24 protein-coding genes and 1 tRNA gene are annotated in these 22,325 nt (G+C 43.7%); 11 read left to right on the top strand and 14 right to left on the bottom strand.

All coding sequences use genetic code 11. From position 1 onward, the window contains the following. Nucleotides 1–25 precede the first annotated feature (25 nt). Entirely contained in the window at nucleotides 26–394 is a 369-nt protein-coding gene (locus R7O12_RS10150) for an elongation factor Ts (RefSeq protein ID WP_262656643.1), read from the bottom strand. A 74-nt stretch (nucleotides 395–468) separates the two neighbouring features. On the opposite strand from R7O12_RS10150, the gene R7O12_RS10145 reads away from it, so the two are divergent. After that, entirely contained in the window at nucleotides 469–618 is a 150-nt protein-coding gene (locus tag R7O12_RS10145) for a hypothetical protein (RefSeq protein WP_098416150.1), read from the top strand. Nucleotides 619–785: 167 nt separating this feature from the next. Here R7O12_RS10145 and R7O12_RS10140 read toward each other — a convergent pair whose 3' ends face one another. Then, nucleotides 786–1,184, bottom strand: a complete 399-nt coding sequence (locus tag R7O12_RS10140) for a hypothetical protein (RefSeq protein WP_262656644.1) — start codon at nucleotides 1,182–1,184, stop codon at nucleotides 786–788. A 163-nt stretch (nucleotides 1,185–1,347) separates the two neighbouring features. On the opposite strand from R7O12_RS10140, the gene R7O12_RS10135 reads away from it, so the two are divergent. Both R7O12_RS10135 and R7O12_RS10130 read left to right on the top strand, forming a co-directional pair. Beyond that, entirely contained in the window at nucleotides 1,348–2,838 is a 1,491-nt protein-coding gene (locus tag R7O12_RS10135; protein WP_318125794.1) for an N-6 DNA methylase, read from the top strand. Beyond that, nucleotides 2,838–4,556, top strand: coding sequence for a restriction endonuclease subunit S (locus tag R7O12_RS10130; protein ID WP_262656646.1), 1,719 nt, complete (start codon nucleotides 2,838–2,840; stop codon nucleotides 4,554–4,556). Before R7O12_RS10135 ends, R7O12_RS10130 begins: the two co-directional genes overlap by 1 nt. A gap of 259 nt (nucleotides 4,557–4,815) precedes the next feature. On the opposite strand, the gene R7O12_RS10125 is transcribed toward R7O12_RS10130, so the two are convergent. Continuing rightward, nucleotides 4,816–5,718 (bottom strand): WYL domain-containing protein, encoded by a 903-nt coding sequence (locus tag R7O12_RS10125; RefSeq protein WP_262656647.1) that lies wholly within the window; start codon nucleotides 5,716–5,718, stop codon nucleotides 4,816–4,818. A 173-nt stretch (nucleotides 5,719–5,891) separates the two neighbouring features. Between R7O12_RS10125 and R7O12_RS10120 the strand changes: the two genes are divergently transcribed. From R7O12_RS10120 to R7O12_RS10105, 4 genes are read left to right on the top strand one after another with little or no spacing between them, the layout of a single operon-like run. Beyond that, complete coding sequence (locus R7O12_RS10120) at nucleotides 5,892–7,148, top strand: nucleotidyltransferase (RefSeq protein ID WP_262656648.1); 1,257 nt, start codon at nucleotides 5,892–5,894, stop codon at nucleotides 7,146–7,148. Continuing rightward, a complete protein-coding gene (locus R7O12_RS10115; RefSeq protein ID WP_262656649.1) occupies nucleotides 7,149–7,640 on the top strand; it encodes a hypothetical protein in 492 nt (163 codons plus the stop codon). Next, complete coding sequence (locus R7O12_RS10110) at nucleotides 7,640–8,761, top strand: SAVED domain-containing protein (protein ID WP_262656650.1); 1,122 nt, start codon at nucleotides 7,640–7,642, stop codon at nucleotides 8,759–8,761. The genes R7O12_RS10115 and R7O12_RS10110 overlap by 1 nt, the downstream gene beginning before the upstream one ends. An 11-nt stretch (nucleotides 8,762–8,772) precedes the next feature. Next, entirely contained in the window at nucleotides 8,773–9,561 is a 789-nt protein-coding gene (locus R7O12_RS10105) for a competence protein CoiA (protein ID WP_262656651.1), read from the top strand. A 197-nt stretch (nucleotides 9,562–9,758) separates the two neighbouring features. On the opposite strand, the gene R7O12_RS10100 is transcribed toward R7O12_RS10105, so the two are convergent. Then, nucleotides 9,759–9,835: transfer RNA gene (locus tag R7O12_RS10100), tRNA-Arg, on the bottom strand. 203 nt (nucleotides 9,836–10,038) lie between these two features. Between R7O12_RS10100 and folD the strand changes: the two genes are divergently transcribed. Continuing rightward, entirely contained in the window at nucleotides 10,039–10,899 is an 861-nt protein-coding gene (folD, locus tag R7O12_RS10095; RefSeq protein WP_005382297.1) for a bifunctional methylenetetrahydrofolate dehydrogenase/methenyltetrahydrofolate cyclohydrolase FolD, read from the top strand. 68 nt (nucleotides 10,900–10,967) lie between these two features. On the opposite strand, the gene R7O12_RS10090 is transcribed toward folD, so the two are convergent. From R7O12_RS10090 to R7O12_RS10075, 4 genes are all read right to left on the bottom strand, one after another. Continuing rightward, on the bottom strand, nucleotides 10,968–12,167 hold the full coding sequence (locus R7O12_RS10090; protein ID WP_005382298.1) for a NupC/NupG family nucleoside CNT transporter: 1,200 nt from the start codon (nucleotides 12,165–12,167) through the stop codon (nucleotides 10,968–10,970). Nucleotides 12,168–12,424: 257 nt separating this feature from the next. Continuing rightward, the gene (locus tag R7O12_RS10085) at nucleotides 12,425–13,369 is read right to left on the bottom strand and encodes a LysR family transcriptional regulator (protein ID WP_017634801.1); all 945 of its coding nucleotides are present in this window, start codon (nucleotides 13,367–13,369) and stop codon (nucleotides 12,425–12,427) included. A gap of 87 nt (nucleotides 13,370–13,456) precedes the next feature. Further along, nucleotides 13,457–14,428, bottom strand: a complete 972-nt coding sequence (locus R7O12_RS10080; protein ID WP_005388330.1) for a lytic transglycosylase domain-containing protein — start codon at nucleotides 14,426–14,428, stop codon at nucleotides 13,457–13,459. 48 nt (nucleotides 14,429–14,476) lie between these two features. Then, nucleotides 14,477–14,758, bottom strand: a complete 282-nt coding sequence (locus R7O12_RS10075) for a YcgL domain-containing protein (RefSeq protein WP_005382303.1) — start codon at nucleotides 14,756–14,758, stop codon at nucleotides 14,477–14,479. A 197-nt stretch (nucleotides 14,759–14,955) separates the two neighbouring features. Here R7O12_RS10075 and minC point away from each other — a divergent pair, with 197 nt between their 5' ends. Genes minC through minE form a run of 3 tightly spaced genes read left to right on the top strand, consistent with a single transcriptional unit; the run spans nucleotide 14,956 to nucleotide 16,714 of the window. After that, on the top strand, nucleotides 14,956–15,618 hold the full coding sequence (gene minC / locus R7O12_RS10070; protein ID WP_005382304.1) for a septum site-determining protein MinC: 663 nt from the start codon (nucleotides 14,956–14,958) through the stop codon (nucleotides 15,616–15,618). 17 nt (nucleotides 15,619–15,635) lie between these two features. Continuing rightward, nucleotides 15,636–16,448: a septum site-determining protein MinD gene (gene minD / locus R7O12_RS10065; protein ID WP_005388331.1), complete on the top strand. Its 813-nt coding sequence runs from the start codon at nucleotides 15,636–15,638 to the stop codon at nucleotides 16,446–16,448. Nucleotides 16,449–16,450: 2 nt separating this feature from the next. Continuing rightward, a complete protein-coding gene (minE, locus tag R7O12_RS10060; protein ID WP_005388332.1) occupies nucleotides 16,451–16,714 on the top strand; it encodes a cell division topological specificity factor MinE in 264 nt (87 codons plus the stop codon). 77 nt (nucleotides 16,715–16,791) lie between these two features. On the opposite strand, the gene rnd is transcribed toward minE, so the two are convergent. The 6 genes from rnd to tsaB form a co-directional block, all read right to left on the bottom strand. Continuing rightward, the gene (rnd, locus tag R7O12_RS10055) at nucleotides 16,792–17,910 is read right to left on the bottom strand and encodes a ribonuclease D (protein WP_031777213.1); all 1,119 of its coding nucleotides are present in this window, start codon (nucleotides 17,908–17,910) and stop codon (nucleotides 16,792–16,794) included. A 79-nt stretch (nucleotides 17,911–17,989) separates the two neighbouring features. Continuing rightward, entirely contained in the window at nucleotides 17,990–19,681 is a 1,692-nt protein-coding gene (gene fadD, locus R7O12_RS10050; RefSeq protein WP_005382216.1) for a long-chain-fatty-acid--CoA ligase FadD, read from the bottom strand. A 106-nt stretch (nucleotides 19,682–19,787) separates the two neighbouring features. Continuing rightward, nucleotides 19,788–20,642, bottom strand: a complete 855-nt coding sequence (locus R7O12_RS10045) for an alpha/beta hydrolase (RefSeq protein ID WP_318125793.1) — start codon at nucleotides 20,640–20,642, stop codon at nucleotides 19,788–19,790. A gap of 6 nt (nucleotides 20,643–20,648) precedes the next feature. After that, entirely contained in the window at nucleotides 20,649–21,206 is a 558-nt protein-coding gene (locus R7O12_RS10040; protein ID WP_318125792.1) for a Slp family lipoprotein, read from the bottom strand. A 41-nt stretch (nucleotides 21,207–21,247) separates the two neighbouring features. After that, nucleotides 21,248–21,553 carry a hypothetical protein gene (locus R7O12_RS10035; protein WP_047102883.1) on the bottom strand — a complete coding sequence of 102 codons (306 nt, stop codon included), beginning with the start codon at nucleotides 21,551–21,553 and terminating at the stop codon, nucleotides 21,248–21,250. 60 nt (nucleotides 21,554–21,613) lie between these two features. Further along, nucleotides 21,614–22,315, bottom strand: coding sequence for a tRNA (adenosine(37)-N6)-threonylcarbamoyltransferase complex dimerization subunit type 1 TsaB (tsaB, locus tag R7O12_RS10030; RefSeq protein ID WP_104975959.1), 702 nt, complete (start codon nucleotides 22,313–22,315; stop codon nucleotides 21,614–21,616). Between the last annotated feature and the right edge of the window lie 10 nt (nucleotides 22,316–22,325).

Below are 22,325 nucleotides of genomic sequence, written 5' to 3'. Positions count from 1 at the left end.
AACAAAACGGCTATTTAGCCGTTTTTTAACCTACCTGCTCCCTATCATCCAACCAACTGGATATCTCTGCTAACTCTGTAAGTGAATCGTCACTCAAGCAGCTATGGTTAACGTATTTTGGAACCACGACATTCAACCCCAATGCAACAAAGTCTGGGTGCTCTGAAATGACTTTTACATACTGCTCAAGCCGACTCGCTGGAGTAGAGTCCCTTTGCAAATGCTTCTTAAGAGCTTCTCTGAACTTACGAATTTCGTCAGGGGAAGCATCTTCTATGTCTTCATATTCAGAACACTGAAGTTCTTCGTAAAGAACATCGGCCAGTTGCTTATGGCTCCAGCCTAACGCATCCAACATAGTTCGAATTTGCTTTTGTTTTTGGGTTGTCCCCATTTGTCCCTACCCTACTAGTTACTATGCAATGGTCTCAGCGGAGACAATCATTCATAAACGAAAAGGAAAATACTATGTCTAAAAACAAAACACCAATGACCACTGAAGCCGCTGCTCGTATTCAATCACATGAAGCGAAGAATAATGGCGGAAAAGTCGAAAAAGGCTCCTTTACAGGCCGCGCTCAACGCGCTGCTGACCACAACCAAAAACAAGGTAAATAGGAGTGATCATCATGGCAAAACCAAGTTCTGCACCAAAGACTGCGCCGAAAGGTAATCCAAACTACCCAAGCACAACTGGCAAGCCTTCAGGCAAAGGTCGTGGCAACACACCTAAACGCTAAGCACATTAGATATAAATGAGGCAGTCTAGCTGCCTCACTTTTCTATTATGAACAACTTCTTGCATTCAGCTTGAAGTTACTCAAAAACAAGTTTTGATCAGATTTGTAATCGGAATACGGCACAGACTTTTCCGTTTGTGAAAGAGCGCATAAACACGTTTCTCGCTTACTCTCATACCAATTCACCGACACCATATTTTTTGCTGAGTTTATGCAGGTATCAACGATGGCATACTCTACTTCTAATGGGTAACGCTCTTCATCAAAAGCACCATTCACCTTATAACCACCAACCACGCCCACGACCAATGCAGTACTAGCAGATACCAGTTTCCGTTTACTAAATTTGAAGCCTTTGAAGCTTTTTTCACACTTCTCACACGAGATATGCTCTGCATATTCAATAACATTGTCAGTGTGACAATGGGGACACTCAACCTTCATTTTCTAGACAACCTGGTTATATTTTTTATTATTTCATTTATATCACTGATTCATTATTAAACCACAATTACAAACATAGTTTCATAGCGATAAGTTAATTTTCTTCGACCCATTTCTGCTATAATCTGCCCCAATTTTTTCAGTCAGTTAGTAGTAGAACTCCATGTCAATCAGTTCAGTTATCAAGTCTATTCAAGACATCATGCGTAAAGATGCAGGTGTTGATGGTGACGCGCAGCGTCTAGGTCAAATGTCGTGGCTTTTATTCCTTAAAGTGTTTGATGCTCAAGAGGAAGAGCTAGAGTTCGAGTTAGATGATTACCGCGAACCCATCCCAGCCAAGTACCTATGGCGTAACTGGGCGGCAGATAACCAAGGCATTACAGGTGACGAGCTGCTGGAATTTATCAATGATGACCTATTCCCGACGTTAAAAAACCTAACCGCACCGAAAGACACCAACCCACGCGGTTTTGTGGTGAAAGAAGCTTTTAGTGATGCCTTCAACTACATGAAAAATGGCACACTGCTTCGTCAAGTGATTAACAAGCTCAACGAAATCGACTTTACTGACTCTAAAGAACGCCACCTGTTTGGTGATATCTATGAACAAATCCTACGCAACCTACAAAGTGCAGGTAATGCGGGTGAGTTCTATACCCCTCGCGCGGTGACTCGTTTTATCGTCAATCGTCTTGACCCTAAACTGGGTGAGCAGATTATGGATCCCGCCTGCGGTACGGGCGGATTCCTGGCTTGCTCGTTCGATCACGTTAAAGAGAACTACGTGACAAGCGCAGCCGACCACCAAACGTTGCAAAAGCAAATCCATGGTGTAGAGAAGAAACAACTGCCACATTTGCTGTGTATCACCAATATGATGCTCCACGGCATCGAAGTCCCTGTGCAGATCAAGCACGGCAACACGCTCAATAAGCCGCTTTTAAACTGGGATAGCAATATCAATGTGATTGCCACTAACCCACCGTTTGGTGGCACAGAAGAGGACGGGATTGAAAAGAACTTCCCTGCCGAAATGCAAACTCGTGAAACGGCTGACTTGTTCTTGCAGCTTATTGTCGAAGTATTGGATAAAGATGGTCGCGCTGGTGTGGTATTGCCTGATGGCACCTTGTTTGGTGAAGGCGTAAAAACCAAAATTAAAAAGATGCTGACGGAAGAGTGTAACCTGCACACGATTGTTCGCTTACCGAATGGCGTGTTCAACCCATACACAGGTATTAAGACCAACATTCTGTTCTTTACCAAAGGCCAGCCTACCAAAGAAGTGTGGTTCTATGAGCACCCTTACCCTGAGGGCGTGAAGAACTACAGCAAAACCAAACCAATGAAGTTTGAAGAGTTCCAGCAAGAGATCGATTGGTGGGGCAATGAAGCTGACGGGTTTGCTAGCCGCATCGAGACCAAGCAAGCTTGGAAGGTATCGATTGAGGAGATCATCGAGCGCAACTTTAACCTTGATATTAAAAACCCTTATCAGGATGAAGTAGTCAGCCATAATCCTGAAGAGCTGCTGGCGAGCTATCAGCAGCAGCAACAAGACATTAAAGCACTGCGTGACCAACTGAAAGGCATTCTCGGAGATGCGCTTAGCTCTACCATTCAAGGTAAAAAGCAAGGTGGAGAGCAATAATGGCAGTCGAAAACCTAATCACCGAGCATATTGATATTTGGACTTCGGCAATAAAAACCAAATCGACCTCTGGTCGCGGCAGCAGCAAGAAACTAGAGCTTTACGGTGTTAAGAAGCTGCGTGAGCTGATCTTAGAGTTAGCGGTGCGAGGCAAGCTTGTTCCTCAAGATGCTAATGATGAGCCTGTTGCAACCTTACTCAAACAAAATCATATAGAGCAGTCAAGATTAACTGTTGAAGAAAACCTTAAGACAAAAGCTAGTCAGAGTATTCTTGATAGTGAGGAATATATTTTAGTTCCTGAAACTTGGGGCAGAATTAAACTAGGAAACTTAGCAAAATTTATCGATTACAGGGGCAAGACACCAAAAAAGTTGAGCGCAGGTGTGCGCCTAATTACAGCCAAGAATGTTAAGTTTGGTTATTTATCCCTACAACCTGAAGAGTTCATATCAGAGGCAGAATATAAAACCTGGATGACAAGGGGCTTTCCTCGCATTGGTGATATTTTGTTTACTCCTGAAGCACCACTAGGCAACGTAGCTCAAGTAGATCTAGAAGAAAAGTTTGCATTAGCTCAGCGAGCAATCTGTTTGCAATTTCACTTAAGCGATATTTCGAATTATCTACGGTTATTTCTTATGTCTCCAAGCTTTCAGAATTTATTATCCGAAAAAGCGACAGGAACAACAGCAAAAGGAATCAAAGCTTCTGTTCTCAAAGAGTTAGTCGTTTATATTCCTCCGATTGAAGAACAACACCGCATCGTCGCCAAAGTCGATGAGCTAATGGCGCTCTGCGACCAGCTAGAGCAACAGACCGAAGACAGTATCGGAGCGCATCAAGTGCTGGTAACAACATTGTTGGACACACTCACTAACTCTGCCGATGCTGATGAGTTAATGCAAAACTGGGCGCGAATCAGCGAGCATTTCGATACCTTATTCACCACTGAAGAGAGTATCGACCAACTTAAGCAAACCATCCTGCAACTGGCGGTGATGGGTAAGTTGGTTCCGCAAGATCCAAGCGATGAGCCTGCTACTGAGTTACTGAAAAGAATTGCGGAAGAAAAGGCACAGTTAGTTAAAGAGAAGAAGATCAAAAAGCAAAAAGCACTACCGCCGATTGCTGAAGATGAAAAGCCGTTTGAACTGCCGAATGGGTGGGAGTGGTGTAGATTTGGAACTCTGATTAATGTTAAAGCCGAATTAGTTAGACCTGAAGAGTTTTCCTACTTTGACCAAGTAGGCCCAGACTCTATTGAAAAAGGGACAGGCAAGCTGATCAAGCGAAGAACTGTTCACGAATCAGGTGTCACAGGGCCTAATAGCCGCTTCTACAGTGGTCAGATTCTGTATTCTAAAATTCGTCCATCATTATCAAAAGCAATCATAGCTGAGTTTGACGGTTTATGTAGTGCTGACATATATCCATTAGAATCAATGACCAATACCAGTTTCTTACTTAATCTAATCTTGTCTGAGGTATTTTTAGAGCAAGTTCGAGCCGCTGAAAACCGAATAAAAATGCCTAAACTAAATATCGATAGTTTATCCAACATTATTGTTCCAATAAGTCCTGAACAAGAAATGGAAAAAATTAACTCCAAGCTGAATAAATTAATATCTGTTTGTGATGCTCTAAAACAAAGTCTTCTTGAACGACAAGACACCAAACTCCTGCTTACTGATGCAATTATTGAACAAGCGGTGTAACCATGAGCCTATACAATATCGCCAATAAAAACCTCTCACGCTAACATCGACAACTCTTGCAGCCCTCGGCTGCAAGAGACTTCTATCTAGCAACGATACCACCGTATCTATCTCCCGATACAAAGTCGTCAACATCACGGCTTTACAGATTCAAATAAGTCTAAAGCCATTGAAGTAAAAAGAAATTCAATCAACAGGTCGAAAAGTTGTTTTTAACCGAACAATCTCAAGCTATCGGATTCAAATTTATTGTTGTGGTTTAGGCCTGCTCCATTTGTTTTATCATTTCCAAATTGCTTAGCTCGAACTTATAAAAACGACTTTGCTTATCTTCTCGCTTTTCTTCATTTGAGCGAGCATCGATATACCACTTTTTCTCAACAATCCATCTAAATGCAGCTCTCTCTGTAACATAAACCTCATCTTTATCTTCAGGTATACCAAAGTCAGTTCTTACTTTTTGCTTATCCATATCTGTCAACGAGGGGTGGAGTTTTAAGATCAAAGGTAACCTTAAGTTCCACAGCTTATCTTGAGCTAAAGCCTCATGATCATGCTGCCTAGACTCCTTAGAGTCATGCTCTTCGACCACATTCCTAACACGAGCAAAATGGAAGTTTTTAAATTTATTCTTTTTGACTTCTGAACGATCAAATGCTCTGAACATCCAACTGGTTCCATCATACATAATTGCCAACGGAACCAAGGTTCTAATTTGATGATTAGAGCTGTTTTCAGAAAGATAGTTGCAGGAAATCGCATACTTACCCGATATCGCCCTAGTAATCATAGCGACTTCATTAGTGTTCATTTGGTTGGGAAACTTGCCAATCTTTTCATAGGCAAGCTCAGTAACGCCGAAGATCTTGTTGCTATTAAATCCATTGGCGAGCATACCAAGCGCCAATTCACCATCTATATCTGTCAATGGCTCGAAAGATTTCCTGATAATCGTATTCGTTTTTTGAGTTTTGTTGTTTGGCCTACGTTTGGAGTATTCAGTAAGAACTCGGGAAGCGGCTGCTTCTGCAATACCAAACGCATCTTTAAGATCAGCCCGACTAACACGCCCTGTAAAAAACAACTTAAAGTCAATATAAGCTAAACGAGCGTTAATAGAGGTTGTCTCTGATGTGATGTCTGCTTGAGAACTGTTTTCCATGATGCGTATCCATTGTTCAATCTAGCCAAATCGTAGCAAAAAAATCATTACGTGTAATTACAATACACAATAAATATACAACAAGATCATTGACACGTATCATTTCGATCTATCATAATAATCTCAATCGGTATAATCGGTCATTAACCAACCAAGACCACCAGGAGCTAGCTGTGCAAGATCAAGGTTTCAAATCACTAAGACAACTAAGTGCAAGCGACAAAGAATTTTGTTTCGGGATGATCTCTCATATCACATCGAACCTAGACTTGACCGAAACACAGTTGTCTCAATTGAAGACGGCTTACCGAGCAATCGGATCCTACTTGGCAAACCAAGGGGGCGAGCTAGCGGAATGCCACATTTATGCTCAAGGTAGTGTTGGTATTGGCACATCCGTAAAACCGATTGATGAAGACTCAGACATGGATATAGATCTGGTGCTGCACTTACCAAGTCAGCACTATCCAACAACTACTGATGAAGCCAACGAGCTACTCTTCAATTTGATACGAGTGCTGAAAGACTCTCAACGATACGGTGACAAAATAGAGAATATGCCAAAACGCAGATGTGTCACTCTGCAATATGGAGGTATCGAAGGCCAGGGGTTCCACATGGACATCACCCCTAGCATGCCTGAAGATATGGACTCGCCAAACCATAAGAGCAAAGTAAGAGTTGCAGACATCAAGGATGCCAATAGTCCTTCTCATCCATACGGATATAGGAAGTGGTTCCGAAGCGCGTGTAGTAAAGAGATTCGCTGGAATAGAAAAAGCAACTACAGATCTAATAGTGATATATATGCGGGGACAGTAGAACCGTTACCTGGTCAGGGTCGAAAGACTGTACTTCAGATTGTAGTTCAGCTTCTCAAGCGACATAGAGACATGTGGAAACAAAATAAGCAGAACGTTTATGGCGATTGCGCTCCAATAAGCATAATTATTACGACTCTAGCAGGTCTAGCTTATGAAAAGTGCTCAAACTCTAACAAGGAGTACCACAACCCATTTGATCTGATGTTAGATGTACTTGAAGAAATGCCAAACTTCATTTCCCATCAATATCAGTCTGACGGTACTGTAAAGTACACTATTCGCAACCCAGCACTTCCTACGGAGAATTTTGCAGATAAATGGCATGAGAAACCGATGTTACCCCAAGCATTTAAAGCGTGGTATACGCAGGTTACTGAAGACTTAGCAAAACTACTTGAATTAGATCAAGGGCTTGATAAAACCATTGAGCGCTCAAGAGAAATGTTTGGTTCTCAAGCAGCAAGAGGCATCCAAGCCAAACTTGCAGACACTCTGACTGAACGACGAGCGCAAAATCGTGCGGTAGTTTCTTCTATTGGTTTAGGAGTATCTAATGCAGCCACTGCCACCCCCGTTCCTAAACACAACTTCTACGGTGATGTATAGATGTGCCATCACCTCCAAAAGCAGCTTAACGCGCTACAAAAACGTTACCATGGTGGCAAAGGTAGAATACTCAAAGGTAAAACAGGTCTAAAACTGGAATGGAGACAAGTACTACAACCTTCTCGGCTTAGCCGAGAATACCTAATTCTTGTTAAATGGGCAGGGTTAGGTTGTATTCCTGAGGTCGAGGTGTTGTCCCCGAATCTAAGAGATCTAGCAGGAGGGAAGCGCTCACCTCATGAGTTCTTCTCCAAAGAGAATACTAAACCCTGCCTAATGTTTAACAACGGTAGCTCCAAAGACTGGGTGCCTAGTATGTTAATCGCTGAATCAATCATCCCATGGACGCAAGAATGGCTGTGGTACTGGGAACTTTGGTTATCAGATGGAGAATGGCGTGGTGGTGGTGTTCACCCTGGTGAACTAACTATTGAGCAATATATGGATCAAATCAACAACTCTCACCATCAACCAGCAAACAAAGGAAAGTAATGAACCTTTTGACTTATATCGTTGTTCAGACCATCAACTGGCTATTCAGAAAACGCTCTCCTGCCTTGTTAATTTTCAGGACAGGAGCCTATTTCTTCCCGATAACATTGATGGGAGGCGTAGCATTCAATGTTCAATACGTAACAGCTAGCCAACTCATTAACCTTGACGTTGCTGGTTCTGATGTCCCTGCTCTACTCGTTTCTATCGGTTTTTATTTCAGTATACTCCTAATGGCAATTGGGCTAGCTTGGGAGATAGTCCGCTCAGTTATAGAACAGCGACAATTGGCTAAACAAATTGTATTCGCTATTGAGCAAAGAGGACTCGTAAACACATCTGACTCCCCACTATCAGAGCATGTTCAGAAAAAATACAAAGGCCGAAATATTTCCAATACAGTAATAGATATCCGAGACAGTCTTGCTAATGGCACTGTAAGCCAACCCAAATTAGCACTTAAGAAATTCCTCAATCTAGAGCACTCTATAGAAGAGCGAAGAAATAGTGTTGCTGCTGAAGATTTTCACATTGTTTATGGTGGTTTAGTTCCTGTTCCTTTTGCTTTCCTATCAGGATATTTGTTGGATGATGAGTCTCATATTGAAGTGCTCGACTGGGATCGACAACTATCAAGCTGGAAAGAACTCGATCCTATTAGTGACGACAATGAGAAGTTTGAAAAGACAATAAAGCATGCTGATAGCAAAGAATCTATCGTTCTTGCTGTATCTTTCTCTTACCCTGTTGATGAGAAAGCTATTGACCTCTGTTTTCCAAAGATGCCACAGATACATTTGAAACTGAGGGAAAAGCGTTTTGATAATCACTGGTCAAGTAAAAAGCAAAGTCGTTTAGCTTATGATTTGATCGAAGAAGTTAAAAACCTCATGGAAGAAGGCTATAACGATATACACCTCGTATTAGCTTCTCAAAACAGCGTAGCATTCAAATTTGGTCAAGCGTACGACAGACGGAACCTTCCTCACATTACGATTTACCAATACGAAAAAGATAACAAAACCCCTTACCCTTGGGGGGTATCAATTACTAACTTACCCCACGCAGAGCCATCTATTAGACTGACTGAGTTTAATGATGACTTAGAGCAAGCCGTATAAGAGGTCTTTATATGTCTTCATTTCAAGTCCTTATGCCTTTCGCTCGCAGTAACAGTTCAAACCGAATAGTGGGGATTGAGCAAGTGGAGCGTGGTGATGATTGCAACTGTCATTGTTTATCATGTGGAACCCCAGTTACTGCGAGGTTGGGAAGTATCAACCAATGGCACTTTGCACACCGTACCGATAAAAATACAACAAGTTCTGAGTGTGAATTCTCCCCCGTTACTGCATTGGCACTGATTATAAGGCAACAGCTCCCAACTCTAGTTAACTTTGATTTAGATGAGTGGGATTTTAATGATGTGCAATGGGAGGTTGAATGTACCAAATCTGGAGTTCAAGTTGATGCATACACTAAAGACTTACCCTCTAACATATCGGTAGTAATGGATATCCCTTTCGAGAGCAGTCCTCATTTACTACCAGAAGCAGTACCTCACGATATCGACATTATCCTGAGAGTAAATACGCATAAGTTGGCTAACGATCTTTACCCAACTAAAAGTCCTATCAGGCTTCTTAACTCTGAAGGTGTTTTTAGCTACCTTTTAAAACACTGGGAAGAACTTGTCGAAATGCTTCGTTGGCCTCAGTCAACCATAGAACAACCATATGAAGATACAGAGGTTGCAGAAAACAGTATAAAGACCAATGATCCTATCTGCCTATGCTGTGGTGAGAAAACAGCAAGATATGGACGAGGGCTTCTTTGTGAAGAGTGTGTTTGGAAAGAGGTTGGTAGCCAATTTAATTCAATCAGTGAGATGATTGTGTTTTATAGGAAAAACTCTAATTAAATAGATCAATCAGCCTCACAGTGGGGCTGATTTGCATTTTTAGTCTCAAATACCTAGCCGCGAGAAGAAAGCGAACTTATATATTCATTACAGATGATTACATTAAGCTACAAGCTTAACCGACTACTTAGCCGACTATAAACACCCAAAACGACAAAGGCCTGACAACTTAATAAGCTGTCAGGCCTTATAGAATATGGCACGCCCTATTGGATTCGAACCAATGACCACATCCTTAGAAGGGACGTGCTCTATCCAGCTGAGCTAAGGGCGCGCTACAGGGACAGGATTATACGAGTTCAAACGGGTAAATCAACGGGTTTTCATAACATTCTGATCTGAATGCCTAAAAAAAGTCCATTAAAACGCTTAATGTTCAAAAACACCACAAAGCAAACGTTTGCGTATGGATGTTAACAAGAAATTCTGCGACAATGCGCCGCAGATAATCTGCCTTCTTAATTTATAAGGAAAGTCATGACTGCTCAAAATATAGACGGAACTCTCATTTCCCAAACTGTTCGATCCGAAGTGGCTGCACGTGTTAAAGCACGTGTTGAAGCTGGGCTACGTGCTCCTGGTTTAGCAGTGGTTCTAGTTGGTGAAGATCCTGCTTCTCAGGTTTATGTTGGTAGCAAACGCCGCGCATGTGAAGAAGTTGGGTTTGTTTCTAAGTCTTTTGACCTTCCTGCGTCTAGCTCAGAAGAAGAGTTACTAGCTCTGATTGATGAATTAAACAACGATGATGAAATTGACGGCATTCTAGTGCAATTACCCCTTCCTGCGGGCATAGACACAACACATGTTTTAGAGCGCATTCACCCAGAGAAGGACGTGGATGGCTTCCATCCTTACAACGTTGGTCGTCTTGCGCAGCGTATTCCAAAGCTTCGCTCTTGCACGCCAAAGGGCATAATTACCCTACTCGACCGTTACAACATTGAGCTACGTGGTAAACATGCGGTTGTGGTTGGTGCATCAAACATTGTTGGTCGTCCAATGACACTTGAGCTGCTGCTTGCGGGCTGCACAACAACAACATGTCACCGTTTTACCAAAGACTTAGAGAGTCATGTGCGTCAAGCTGACGTTGTCGTGGTGGCGGTTGGTAAGCCTAACTTCATCCCTGGTGAGTGGATTAAAAAAGGCGCAGTGGTGGTCGATGTCGGTATTAACCGTCTTGATTCAGGCAAACTAGTTGGCGACGTGGAATACGACAAAGCACGTGAAAGTGCGAGCTTTATTACTCCTGTTCCTGGTGGCGTTGGCCCAATGACCGTCGCAAGTTTAATTGAGAACACGATGCTCGCTTGCGAACAGTTCCACACAGACAAATAACGTAAAACTTCAGATACGAAAAAGGCTCCGCAAGGAGCCTTTTTGCTAATTGTTGATATCTATTTCAATTACAGACTTAAAATCACGCCCGCAATCGAAGCGCTCATTAAGTTCGCCATGACACCAGCGATAATCGCACGGAAACCATGCTTAGAAACAAATGCACGCTTTTCTGGTACCAATGAGCCCAACCCACCAATCAGCATCGCCATGCTTGAGATGTTTGCAAAGCCACACAAAGCAAACGTCACGATTGCTTGTGAGTGTTCACTAAGTTGAGACTTCACTTCTGCAAGCTGGATGAAAGCGACGAACTCATTCACCACAATCTTGTTACCAATCAGCGAGCCTGCTGTGGTTGCTTCTTGCCATGGTATACCCAACAACCAAGCGACTGGCGCAAACACAAAACCTAGGATGAGCTCAAAACTTAATGGTGTCCCAATAAGATCACCTATCCAGCCTAACATGCCGTTTAGCATTGCAATGACACTAATAAACGCCAGTAACGTACCACCGACCGATACAGCAATGCGTACACCCGCCATGGCACCATCGGCTAATGCTTCTACTACGTTGGTTGCACGTGGAATTTCAACTTGGCTAATGTCGATATCTGCTGCTTTATCCGTATCTTCTGGCATTAAAATTTTTGCCATCAACAAGCCGGCAGGTGCTGACATAAATGCAGCAGCAATAAGATAGTTGAGGTCGACACCCAGTGATGCGTAACCAACCAACGTTCCGCCAGCAACTGACGCTAAACCACCTGTCATAACTGCAAAGAACTGCGAGTCAGTCATGTGTTTTAGGTAAGGCTTTACCATTAATGGTGCTTCAATGGTGCCAACAAAGATATTCGCCGTAGCAGACAAAGACTCAGCACGACCGATACCCAGCAGCTTTTGAATACCACCACCGATAAAGTTAATGATTTTTGGCATCACACCAATGTGATAAAGACCTGAGATAAGAGAGGAGAAGAAAACGATGATACCCAGAACATTGATCGCAAAGGTGAAGCCCCCTGTCGCCAAATTACCGAATAAAAACGCAATGCCCTCTTGACCATAGTTGATCAAATTCGACACAACACTGCTCACTGAATTCAGCGCATCTCTTCCTGCTGGTACATATAAAACCAACAACGCAAACAGTACCTGCAAAGCAAACGCAAACGACACCGTTCTCAGCTTTATATTTTTTCTATTTGTAGAAAGTAGCCATGCTAGGAATAGTATGGCTACGATACCAATAATTGAGTTCATAAAATGAATCCGACAGAAGGGGGATATGGAAGGCACCGGATTGTATAGCGGACTCAAAATGCTGCAAGTTGAGGATGTTAACAGTGTGAAAAGTTTAAGCGACCAATAACTGACCAACAAAATAACCAATTGAATTTATTGAAGATAAACGTTTGCTTATTTTAATTATTTCCATATAGAAAATATGTTTCTGGTTCAGGAAAAATTTTTGTGAAGTGAATCACCTTATGTGTCGTTCTACAACGTCATTGATCCTGTTATTTAGGAATAGAGATGTAAGGTGCCAAACGTTGGTCCCAATGACAAGGGTTGCCGATCTTCTGTTTGATAAAGTTAATCACTGCGGATATTTTTTTTGGCATATGCTGGCGGCTTGGGTATACCGCATAAAACGGCATCGACTGGCTGGCTTTCCAGTCAGGTAACAGCTGTATTAACTTACCCGTTCTAAACTCATCCCCCAGCAAGTAAGTGGCAAGGTAGGCAATACCCCAACCTGCAATAGCCGCATCCCGAACGGCTTCTGCCAGATCTACTGAATAGTTACCCGAGACTTTTACGTTCAATTCTTGCTGATCTTTGGTAAACGCCCACCCCGTATAGTCACGCTCCCAGCTTCTGTATATGAGGCAGTTGTGAGCAGATAGGTCATCCGGTTCTGTTGGCGTGTCATGTTTCAATAAGTAATCTGGCGATGCCGCAACAACAAACTGGCAATCCGTCAAACGCTGCGCAATGTAACCTTCAGGCAAATGCTCATTGTTGGTTACCCATAAATCGAGCCCTTCGGCTAACATATCGACCTTATAGTCAAACAGATGTACTTCCACTTGAAGTTGAGGATACAGTTCGCGTAACTCTTGAATCGCTGGAATAATGTGTAAGGTACCAAATGATTGCGACAACCCAAGACGTACCAAACCTGCTACTTCATCCCGCTGGGTTTCCATCTCTAATGTGGCGCTGCTCACCGCTTGTACCACTTGCTCACAGTGATGAAAAAAGGTTTTCCCTGCCTCTGTCGGCGTAAAGCTTCGCGTAGTGCGTTGAACAAGCTTGATACCAAGAGACGCTTCTAACTGACTCAACTGTTTACTCACATGAGACACCGACACGCCTAAGCTCTTTGCAGCAGCTGTGAAGCTTTTGTGTTTAAGAAGAGCGGAGAAAATCACCATTTGTGCGGCACGTTCAGATAACACGCTTTACCTCGATTTGGTTATAGAAAAAACAAAGGGCTCCGAAGAGCCCTTGTATTGAAGACTGGATGCCGAATTGTTTGTGGCAGATCAGTATTTAATGCGGTCAGCCAAGTGGCTCACAGCAAGTGCGAAGTAGTAAGAGCGGTTCCACTTCATCAATACGTTGTAGTTATTGTAAACCAGATACGTACGACCATTCTCGTCGTCCGGCATGATCAACCATGCTTTGATGTCTTCATCCAGTTTTGGCAACGGGCTACCGTCATATTTTGTGATACCTAATTGGCTCCACTCTTGAAGGTATTTGCCTTTTTCAGCCGTGCGCCCTTCCAGGCTGCGATCAATATTTTTAGGAACCTTAACTTGGCGACCCCAAGTATATTTATCATCCCAACCAGACTTGCTCAAATAGTTAGCGGTTGATGCAAACACGTCCGCTTCAGATTGCCATATGTCTTTTTTACCATCACCGTTGCCGTCAGCAGCAAAACGAAGGAAAGAGCTTGGCATAAACTGGCATTGACCCATCGCACCAGCCCATGAGCCTTTAAAGTTCTCTAGCTCAATATGGCCTTGATCGAGGATCTGCAGTGCCGACATGGTCTCTTTACGGAAAAACTCTTCACGACGGCCTTCAAATGCCATTGTGGATAGTGCATCAATCACTTTAAAGTTGCCGGTAAACTTACCAAAGTTACTTTCAACTCCCCAAAGTGCCACAATAAAGCGCGGGTGGACACCGTACTCATCGCCTATACGCTTTAGCTCAGTGTAATGCTCTTTGTAGAGTTGTCTGGCTTGCTTCACCTTCCATTCAGGCACCGCGCGAGGAATGTACTCATCCAATGTCAGTTTCTTTTCTGGTTGGTTTCGGTCCGCTTTTACTGCTCGCGGCTTGTACTCAACATTAGCAAAAGCAGCACTAATGACCTGCTCTGAGATACCTTTATCACGAGCTTCAGCACGCAGCTTATTCAAGTATTCATCAAAACCCTCGCTACTTGCAAAAGCCGAGGTACACATACCAACGCTAAGCATGGTAGCCAGTATCTTTTTCATATTGCCCTCCTTGAGCAAGGCAGAAATCCCAGATGAAAAACGATGACGTTATTCGCCTTTCTGCTGGGCTTTTTGTTCTTTGTACTTTTCTAATAGGTTCTCCGGCGGCGGTGGAACCTGAAGAAAGAAGCCATCATTTTGTAATGAAGCCTTCACTTTTTCGATATCAACTTGTGCCAATTTACGGCCATCAAGTTTAATCGTCATGACAGCGATAGGCTTACCGAACATCTGCATTAAGGTGTCAGGAACCTGTGAAAAATCATCCTTTTTCGGAATATAGAGATAAGTACCTTCTTTTTTCGAGCTTTTATAAATAGAACAAAGCATGACACGCCTTTTATGCTGATTTAGCCGCGTTGAGTGCGGATTAGGTTGAAAACGTCAAATTCTCGCAAACTTAATAGCAAATTTGAGATTAATTCACCTATTTGCCCACGAGAGAACTTGCTGCGTCAAAGGATGAAATATAACATGACATACCTAGTTTAAGGCAACGCTCTTTCAATAAAGGCAAGAAGTCCACGATGACCCATTCACCAGACCTTAAAGGTAGCAGTTTTACATTGTCAGTTTTACACCTTTCTGACAATGAGATCGCAAAGACTGTCGAATTTTTGCAAGAAAAAGTTTCTCAAGCACCTTCTTTTTTTGCATCCGCGCCTTTGGTAATCAATATAGCAAAAGTACAAGGCGACATTGATTTCCCTAAGCTTAAACAAGGCATCTCAGATGCCGGTTTTATTCCGGTCGGTGTAACGGGCTGTAAAGACAAGCGTGTACAAAACCTTGCTTCCGAAGCTGGCTTCGCCATTATGTCGGCGAGCAAATCGCCAAGCCAAGCACCTGCCAAAATGGCACCAACGAAAGTAGTTCGTACGCCTGTCCGCTCAGGACAACAGATCTACGCAAAAGATGGTGATTTGGTGGTGCTAGCGCACGTAAGTGCAGGTGCTGAAGTCATTGCTGACGGCTCTATTCATATCCATGGCACACTTCGAGGTCGTGCGATTGCAGGAGCAAGTGGTCAGCAGGAAGCGCGTATTATTTGCCACGATTTACAAGCAGAACTGGTATCCATTGCGGGTGACTACTGGTTAAGCGATCAAATTGAAAGCGAGTACTGGCAAAAGAAAGTAATGATCAGTAAAGCCGATGAATCATTACATTTAGAAGTTCTCGCGATTTAATCTAAAAAGGAAAAAAAATGGCACGCATTATTGTAGTAACGTCTGGTAAAGGTGGCGTTGGTAAAACCACTTCAAGCGCAGCCATCGCCTCTGGTCTAGCTCTTAAGGGAAAAAAGACCGCGGTGATCGATTTTGACATCGGTTTGCGTAACCTCGATCTAATCATGGGCTGTGAGCGCCGCGTCGTGTATGACTTTGTAAACGTCATTAACGGCGAAGCGACATTAAACCAAGCGCTGATCAAAGATAAGCGCACGGACAACCTATTTATTCTTCCTGCTTCTCAAACTCGTGATAAAGACGCACTGACAAAAGATGGTGTTCAGCGCGTATTCGGCGAACTTGATGAAATGGGCTTTGATTTCATTATTTGTGATTCACCAGCAGGTATCGAGCAAGGCGCGTTAATGGCCTTGTACTATGCCGATGAAGCCATTGTCACAACGAACCCAGAAGTCTCTTCTGTGCGTGACTCTGACCGCATTCTCGGTATTTTAGATTCTAAGTCACTGCGTGCAGAACAAGGGCTAGAGCCAGTAAAACAGCACCTGCTACTGACTCGCTACAACCCATCTCGCGTCACTCAAGGCGAAATGCTAAGCGTTGAAGACGTAGAGGAGATCTTACATATTCCACTACTGGGCGTGATTCCAGAAAGCCAAGCCGTGCTTAACGCGTCAAACAAAGGTGTGCCAGTCACTTTTGACGATAACACCGATGCGGGTATGGCTTATTCTGACACCGTTGATCGCTTATTAGGCAATCAGGTTGAATTTCGTTTCCTTACTGAGGAGAAGAAAGGACTCTTTAAACGACTCTTTGGAGGCTAGACATGTCATTATTAGAATTTTTCCGTCCACAGAAGAAAACTTCTGCGAATCTAGCTAAAGAGCGTTTGCAAATCATTGTCGCAGAGCGCCGCAGCCAAAATGATCCTGCGCCGTCTTACTTGCCTCAATTAAAAGAAGACATCTTGAAGGTGATCAGCAAGTACGTGGCAATTGATCCAAATATGGTTGACTTAACATTTGAGCACAAAGACGACGATATCTCAGTTCTTGAGCTAAATGTGAAGCTACCAGACGAAGAAAAGTAATCAGTTTCTCTCGCCAGACGAATGCTCTCATTAGAACGAAAAAGGTTGGCATCGAGGCCAACCTTTTTCATCTTTCATTACTTTAATGCTTTGTTCATCTTGTCGCCGAGTAAATCCAAACGCCACCCTTGCATCAAATCAGGCAACACTTCTGGGTCACGATCTTTTTTCCAAACCCAACTGATCAACTGATTGATCTGCTTTTTAGAGGCAAGGAACTCCGTGGCTAAACCAGACTTCTGCGAAGCCGATTTCACCAAGTCTTTCATATTTTTGAAGACCTGCTTGTAACCCGGATAGTCCATTAAACGCTCAATTTTCGCAGGATACTCTTCAGAAGGTGTTTGCTTCGCTTGTTTAACAATCGCGGCAATCTTCGCGCCATGGCGGTTAATCGCTCGGATATCAATATCTTCTGCTTCCATCTTCTTAAAGTTCGTTAAACCAAGACGAGCGACCGTTAATAGATCACCTTCTTTGAAGATAAAGTTCAGCGCTAAATCTCGTTTGATTGCTTCACGATAACGCCACGTCGCCAATGGCTTTAAAATCGCCAGCTCAGAAGGTTTTAATTGCCAAGCGCCCTTAATATCAAGGTAGGCATTCTCTTCATTGGTTACGCGAATACGTTTCGAAACGAGTAAATCACTTTCTTGCTGTACAGCTTCCCACCAACCTGCTTGCGTCACCTTATCGAACAGCTTTTCGTATAACGGTAACAAGTAATGAACATCTGCGGCAGCATAATCTAATTGCTTTTGTGTCAGTGGACGAGCCATCCAGTCGGTACGTGATTCACTTTTGTCGAGCTCTACGCCTAAATATTCTTCCACCAGCGATGCGAAGCCTGTCGATAGGCCGTGACCGAGAAAAGCGGCCATCAGCTGCGTATCCACCATAGGGAATGGTGTACAACCAAAAGCGTTTTGGAAAACTTCTAAATCTTCACCACATGCGTGCAGCACTTTTAGCACAGAAGTATCTTTTAATAGCGCTACAAACGGCGTCATATCCGTTAATTCAGTCGGATCAATCAGCGAGAGGCGATTACCATCGAAAAGCTGAATCAGACCTAACTGCGGGTAGAAAGTGCGAATACGAACGAATTCGGTATCCAACATCACTACGTCTGCCTCTCGGGCATGAGTGCAAACCTCTTCTAGGTCTTTGTTTTTAGTAATAATTTGATAGTTCACATACTTCTCGCTATAAAAAATGCCAGCAAAACGCTGGCATTCTATCATTTTTTAAATCTCTCGACTCGACGAAATCGGCTTATGCGCTTTTCTTCGCAAGTTCAGCGTCATTCTCTTCGCGTAAAACACGACGCAAGATCTTACCGACATTGGTTTTAGGTAAGTCTTCGCGGAACTCAACCAACTTCGGAACTTTGTAGCCAGTTAAGTGTTCTCGACAATGCGCGATCACTTCGTCTTTGGTCAAGCTCGGATCGCGTTTCACGACATAAATCTTCACTAATTCACCAGACACTTCATGCGGCTGACCAATAGCAGCAACTTCAAGTACTTTGCCGTGAAGTGCTACAACGTCTTCGATTTCGTTCGGGTAAACATTAAAGCCTGATACTAAGATCATGTCTTTCTTACGGTCAACGATATGCAGGAAGCCTTCGTCATCGAACTTAACGATGTCGCCAGTTGATAGCCAGCCGTCTTCGTTAATCGTATCTTTCGTTGCTTCAGGTCGTTGCCAGTAACCTTGCATAACCTGAGGACCACGAACTTGAAGTTCGCCAGTTTCAGTATTCGCAAGAGCGTTACCTTCTTCGTCCACGATACGAACTTCTGTTGATGGTACCGGCAGACCAATAGAGCCATTGTATTCAACAAGATCATGCGGATATGCCGCCACCAACGGAGAACACTCTGTTAGACCGTAACCTTCGAGCAAATAGCAACCCGTGGTCTTTTGCCATCTTTCTGCCACTGAGCGCTGCACTGCCATGCCGCCGCCAACGGCTAAACGTAGATTACTGAAATCCAACTCGTGGAAATCTTCATTATTGACCAATGCATTAAATAAGGTATTCACGCCCGTAATCGCAGTAAACGGATGCTTTTGTAGCTCTTTCACGAACCCTGGAATATCTCTAGGGTTGGTAATAAGTAAGTTACGACCACCCATTTCAACAAACAGCAGACAGTTTACGGTAAGAGCAAATACGTGATACAGCGGTAATGCTGTCACGACTAATTCACGCCCCGGAGATAAAACCGGTCCGTACGCGCCTTTTGCCTGTAGAACGTTCGCAATCATGTTGCGGTGAGTCAGAATCGCGCCTTTCGCGACACCTGTCGTCCCCCCCGTATATTGCAGGAATGCAATGTCATCCCCAGACATAAACGGTTTAACGTATTGTAGACGACGACCTTTACGTAGAGCCTGACGCATTGAGATTGCACCAGGTAAATCGTACTTAGGCACCATGCCCTTAACGTACTTCACGACAAAATCGACAATCGTACCTTTCGCTCGTGGCAGCATTTGACCAAGACTGGTTAACACTACGTGTTTGACTGGTGTTTTATCGACGATTTGTTCTAGCGTATTCGCAAAGTTAGACACAATCACAATCGTCGTCGCACCTGAGTCATTCAATTGGTGTTCAAGTTCACGAGGAGTGTAAAGTGGGTTAACGTTTACGGCGATACAACCTGCACGCAAAATACCAAATAATGCTACTGGGTATTGCAGTAAGTTTGGCATCATCAGAGCAACGCGGTCACCCTTTTGCAGTTTTAACTCGTTTTGCAGATACGCTGCGAATGCGCGACTACGCTCTTCCAATTTACGGAAGGTCATAACCGAGCCCATGTTCATGAATGCTGGTTGGTCTGCATATTTTTGTACAGACTGTTCAAACATTTCTACCAAAGACTCATATTGCTCTGGATTAATGGTTTCAGGTACGTCACTTGGATAACGTGAAAGCCATGGTTTATCCACGATGTTACTCCTCGTTTATAACTGGCTAAAAAATAGCGTCCTTTTTATTTTGAAAGCTATTACAGCACAGCGAACGTGCTTGAGCACGCAACTCTCAAACACTTGTTTAAATTTTGTTAACTACACCAAGAATTCGCGTTGCGACCTCGAGTATTTGCTCTAAATGACAGTGATGACCACCCTTGACAGACACCACTTGCGGTGGGTTCTCTCCCCAATCAGCTTGGTTAGATGGTAAATTCTGAAATCCTTGATCGCCTAATACAATCAAATGAGGACAACGTATTTGGCTGGTAATCGAGTTAGCATGCGCTTGCGCCATTCGGTAAAGCGACGCACATTTTAACTTGGCGTCATGCCGCCAATACCATTTATCTCCTCGCTGCTCTGTTCCACGCTCGACTATCGGTAGAAGCTGCTCAGCGGTTAATTGGTTGGCTTGCATGCGTAATTTTAACGCCAGATCGAAAGAGGCAATGGCTCGCTCTGGCTTGTTTTGCTGTCTTATTCGACTTAAAACGCCATCGCGAAGACGAGGCAAACTGTTAGTAGGCTCTTCATTAAGAGGTCCTGCCCCCTCAATTTGCACAAGAGCTTCGACCTGCTCTGGAAACGCAGCACTATAGCAACTTGCGATTAAAGCACCAAGTGAATGCCCTACTAATATCAGTCTGTTTGGTGATAATTCATCCAAAAACTGATACAAATCGGCAATATAGTCGTGAAAGGGGTAATAATTATCGTGAGATTTATGACTCGATAAACCGTGACCAAAATGATCGATGGCGAGGAGGTGTAAGTGAGGATTAAGTTTATTCAACTGCTCCATGAGCGCTTTAAAGCTGCCCGCATTATCTAACCACCCATGAAGAAAAACGACTGACAAGTCAGCCGTTTTCTCGTTCCCTATCTCAAGGGCTGCCATTTTGCCGGCAGGAAGCTCGAATTGACGCTCATGCATCGCAGATTATTTGACCTGTTTTATCACTTTACCGTCTTGTGGGAAATCATTACGCCACATGCGGCAGTTAATCGAGTAACATGGGTAAAAGTAGGTTGGCGAGTCATACATGCGTACACGTTCTTCAATTTTCCATAAACGGTACCCTTCCCCCTTAATTACCGGGAAGATGTAACCGTGCTCACCGATCTTTCCTTCTTCTTCCCCTGCTCCTTTGCCTACAACCGTCACCAAACGGCCTTCACTAAAGGCGACAGGCTCTAAATAGCCATCAAAATAGGCGAAAAAACGCCCCGTAGGCTCTTCATCAATATCAGGTTTACCAGACTTACTGATAGGAAGGTTTACAATCTCTAGACGCGTTTTATCTTTAAAGTTATCCACTTTAGCGATGATTCCACCAAGGCGAACATCTTCACTCACTTGCCCCTGAGACTCAGCAAAAGCTTTATAGTCTGTAACGACCAATTCTGTGCTTGCATTTAGCTCCTCTGGCAACGAGCTACACGCATACAAACCAACCGTAGCAAATAATGCGAGAAAAAACCGTCCAAAAACCTTCATAAACCACCTTTCAATATTAGTAACCCCAAGCTGGGGAGATCTCACACGTAAATATCGACACCAAGTAATTGAGCCAGTTCCTCTTTTTTAGCTCGATTCATGACATCCATGTACTGCTCCATTGCTTTACGTGCGCCTCCTTCAGGAAGGTCATATTGCACTTGAGCTCGGTGAATTTGGGACTCATCCACGTGTTTTATGGAGTGCGCCACGGCGTTAGCAACCTTTGAAGGCTGACCTACAGGCTGCTTTGTTTGTGATTTATTTACCTGCTTCTTTTGACTGGCTTTATTAGTGCGATTTGCACCAGGAATCAAAGAAGGAGGCAAGCCATTAATCGACGCCATAGCACTCCATAAAAATACAGGGCAAACGCCCTGCTTTTTGTCAGGTTAATGAAAAACGGACTATTCGCGACCAGGAAGTTTTTTCCATGTCACATTATCACGTAAATAAACAGGGCTCGAATCTTCGACCGGCACGGTATTACCCTTTTTAAATTCTTGTTCAGCAAGAATCACGATGTCTTGTGAATCAGGGTACAGAACGTCACCATGCGTCAAATTAAACGGTAGGCCTGCTAATACTTCTTGGTAAGCATCCCAACCAGTACCTGCTGTCGTCCACGTTTTGTCGTCTGCTTGTGCTTCTTCAACGAGACGTGCTGGTGGAATTACGCACTCTGCATCCATCTCTGCCCACTCACCGTTTGCTTGGCGAGTGTAACGTGCCCAGTAAACTTCACCCATACGTGCATCAATGGCCACAGCGACATCGGTCACACCATGTAAGCGATAGCTACCTTGAGCCATTGCAGCCAGCGTTGAAACGCCGATCATAGGTAAGTCAGCACCGAACGCCAAACCTTGTGCGATACCAATACCGATACGAACGCCAGTAAAGCTACCTGGACCACGTCCAAACGCTAACGCATCCAGCTCTTGTAGAGTCAGGCCAGCTTCTTTGAGTACTTCATCAACCATTGGCAGTACTTTTTTGGTGTGATCGCGTGGTGCAACCGCGCTACGTGAAATCACTTGATCATTAGCCAACAACGCAACTGAACAGTTTTCAGTCGCTGTATCGATAGCAAGAATTTTTGCGCTCATTTAACTCTCT

It is taken from the genome of Vibrio sp. Vb1574, from assembly GCF_033338675.1.
This window is presented reverse-complemented; position numbering and strand designations above follow the sequence as displayed.

What these genes read in the sequence shown, in the direction of transcription:
- R7O12_RS10150 (WP_262656643.1), bottom strand. Translation starts at nt 394, where the DNA reads ATGGGGACAACCCAAAAACAAAAGCAAATTCGAACTATGTTGGATGCG.
- R7O12_RS10145 (WP_098416150.1), top strand. Translation starts at nt 469, where the DNA reads ATGTCTAAAAACAAAACACCAATGACCACTGAAGCCGCTGCTCGTATT.
- R7O12_RS10140 (WP_262656644.1), bottom strand. Translation starts at nt 1,184, where the DNA reads ATGAAGGTTGAGTGTCCCCATTGTCACACTGACAATGTTATTGAATAT.
- R7O12_RS10135 (WP_318125794.1), top strand. Translation starts at nt 1,348, where the DNA reads ATGTCAATCAGTTCAGTTATCAAGTCTATTCAAGACATCATGCGTAAA.
- R7O12_RS10130 (WP_262656646.1), top strand. Translation starts at nt 2,838, where the DNA reads ATGGCAGTCGAAAACCTAATCACCGAGCATATTGATATTTGGACTTCG.
- R7O12_RS10125 (WP_262656647.1), bottom strand. Translation starts at nt 5,718, where the DNA reads ATGGAAAACAGTTCTCAAGCAGACATCACATCAGAGACAACCTCTATT.
- R7O12_RS10115 (WP_262656649.1), top strand. Translation starts at nt 7,149, where the DNA reads ATGTGCCATCACCTCCAAAAGCAGCTTAACGCGCTACAAAAACGTTAC.
- R7O12_RS10110 (WP_262656650.1), top strand. Translation starts at nt 7,640, where the DNA reads ATGAACCTTTTGACTTATATCGTTGTTCAGACCATCAACTGGCTATTC.
- R7O12_RS10105 (WP_262656651.1), top strand. Translation starts at nt 8,773, where the DNA reads ATGTCTTCATTTCAAGTCCTTATGCCTTTCGCTCGCAGTAACAGTTCA.
- folD (WP_005382297.1), top strand. Translation starts at nt 10,039, where the DNA reads ATGACTGCTCAAAATATAGACGGAACTCTCATTTCCCAAACTGTTCGA.
- R7O12_RS10090 (WP_005382298.1), bottom strand. Translation starts at nt 12,167, where the DNA reads ATGAACTCAATTATTGGTATCGTAGCCATACTATTCCTAGCATGGCTA.
- R7O12_RS10080 (WP_005388330.1), bottom strand. Translation starts at nt 14,428, where the DNA reads ATGAAAAAGATACTGGCTACCATGCTTAGCGTTGGTATGTGTACCTCG.
- R7O12_RS10075 (WP_005382303.1), bottom strand. Translation starts at nt 14,758, where the DNA reads ATGCTTTGTTCTATTTATAAAAGCTCGAAAAAAGAAGGTACTTATCTC.
- minC (WP_005382304.1), top strand. Translation starts at nt 14,956, where the DNA reads ATGACCCATTCACCAGACCTTAAAGGTAGCAGTTTTACATTGTCAGTT.
- minD (WP_005388331.1), top strand. Translation starts at nt 15,636, where the DNA reads ATGGCACGCATTATTGTAGTAACGTCTGGTAAAGGTGGCGTTGGTAAA.
- minE (WP_005388332.1), top strand. Translation starts at nt 16,451, where the DNA reads ATGTCATTATTAGAATTTTTCCGTCCACAGAAGAAAACTTCTGCGAAT.
- R7O12_RS10045 (WP_318125793.1), bottom strand. Translation starts at nt 20,642, where the DNA reads ATGCATGAGCGTCAATTCGAGCTTCCTGCCGGCAAAATGGCAGCCCTT.
- R7O12_RS10040 (WP_318125792.1), bottom strand. Translation starts at nt 21,206, where the DNA reads ATGAAGGTTTTTGGACGGTTTTTTCTCGCATTATTTGCTACGGTTGGT.
- R7O12_RS10035 (WP_047102883.1), bottom strand. Translation starts at nt 21,553, where the DNA reads ATGGCGTCGATTAATGGCTTGCCTCCTTCTTTGATTCCTGGTGCAAAT.
- tsaB (WP_104975959.1), bottom strand. Translation starts at nt 22,315, where the DNA reads ATGAGCGCAAAAATTCTTGCTATCGATACAGCGACTGAAAACTGTTCA.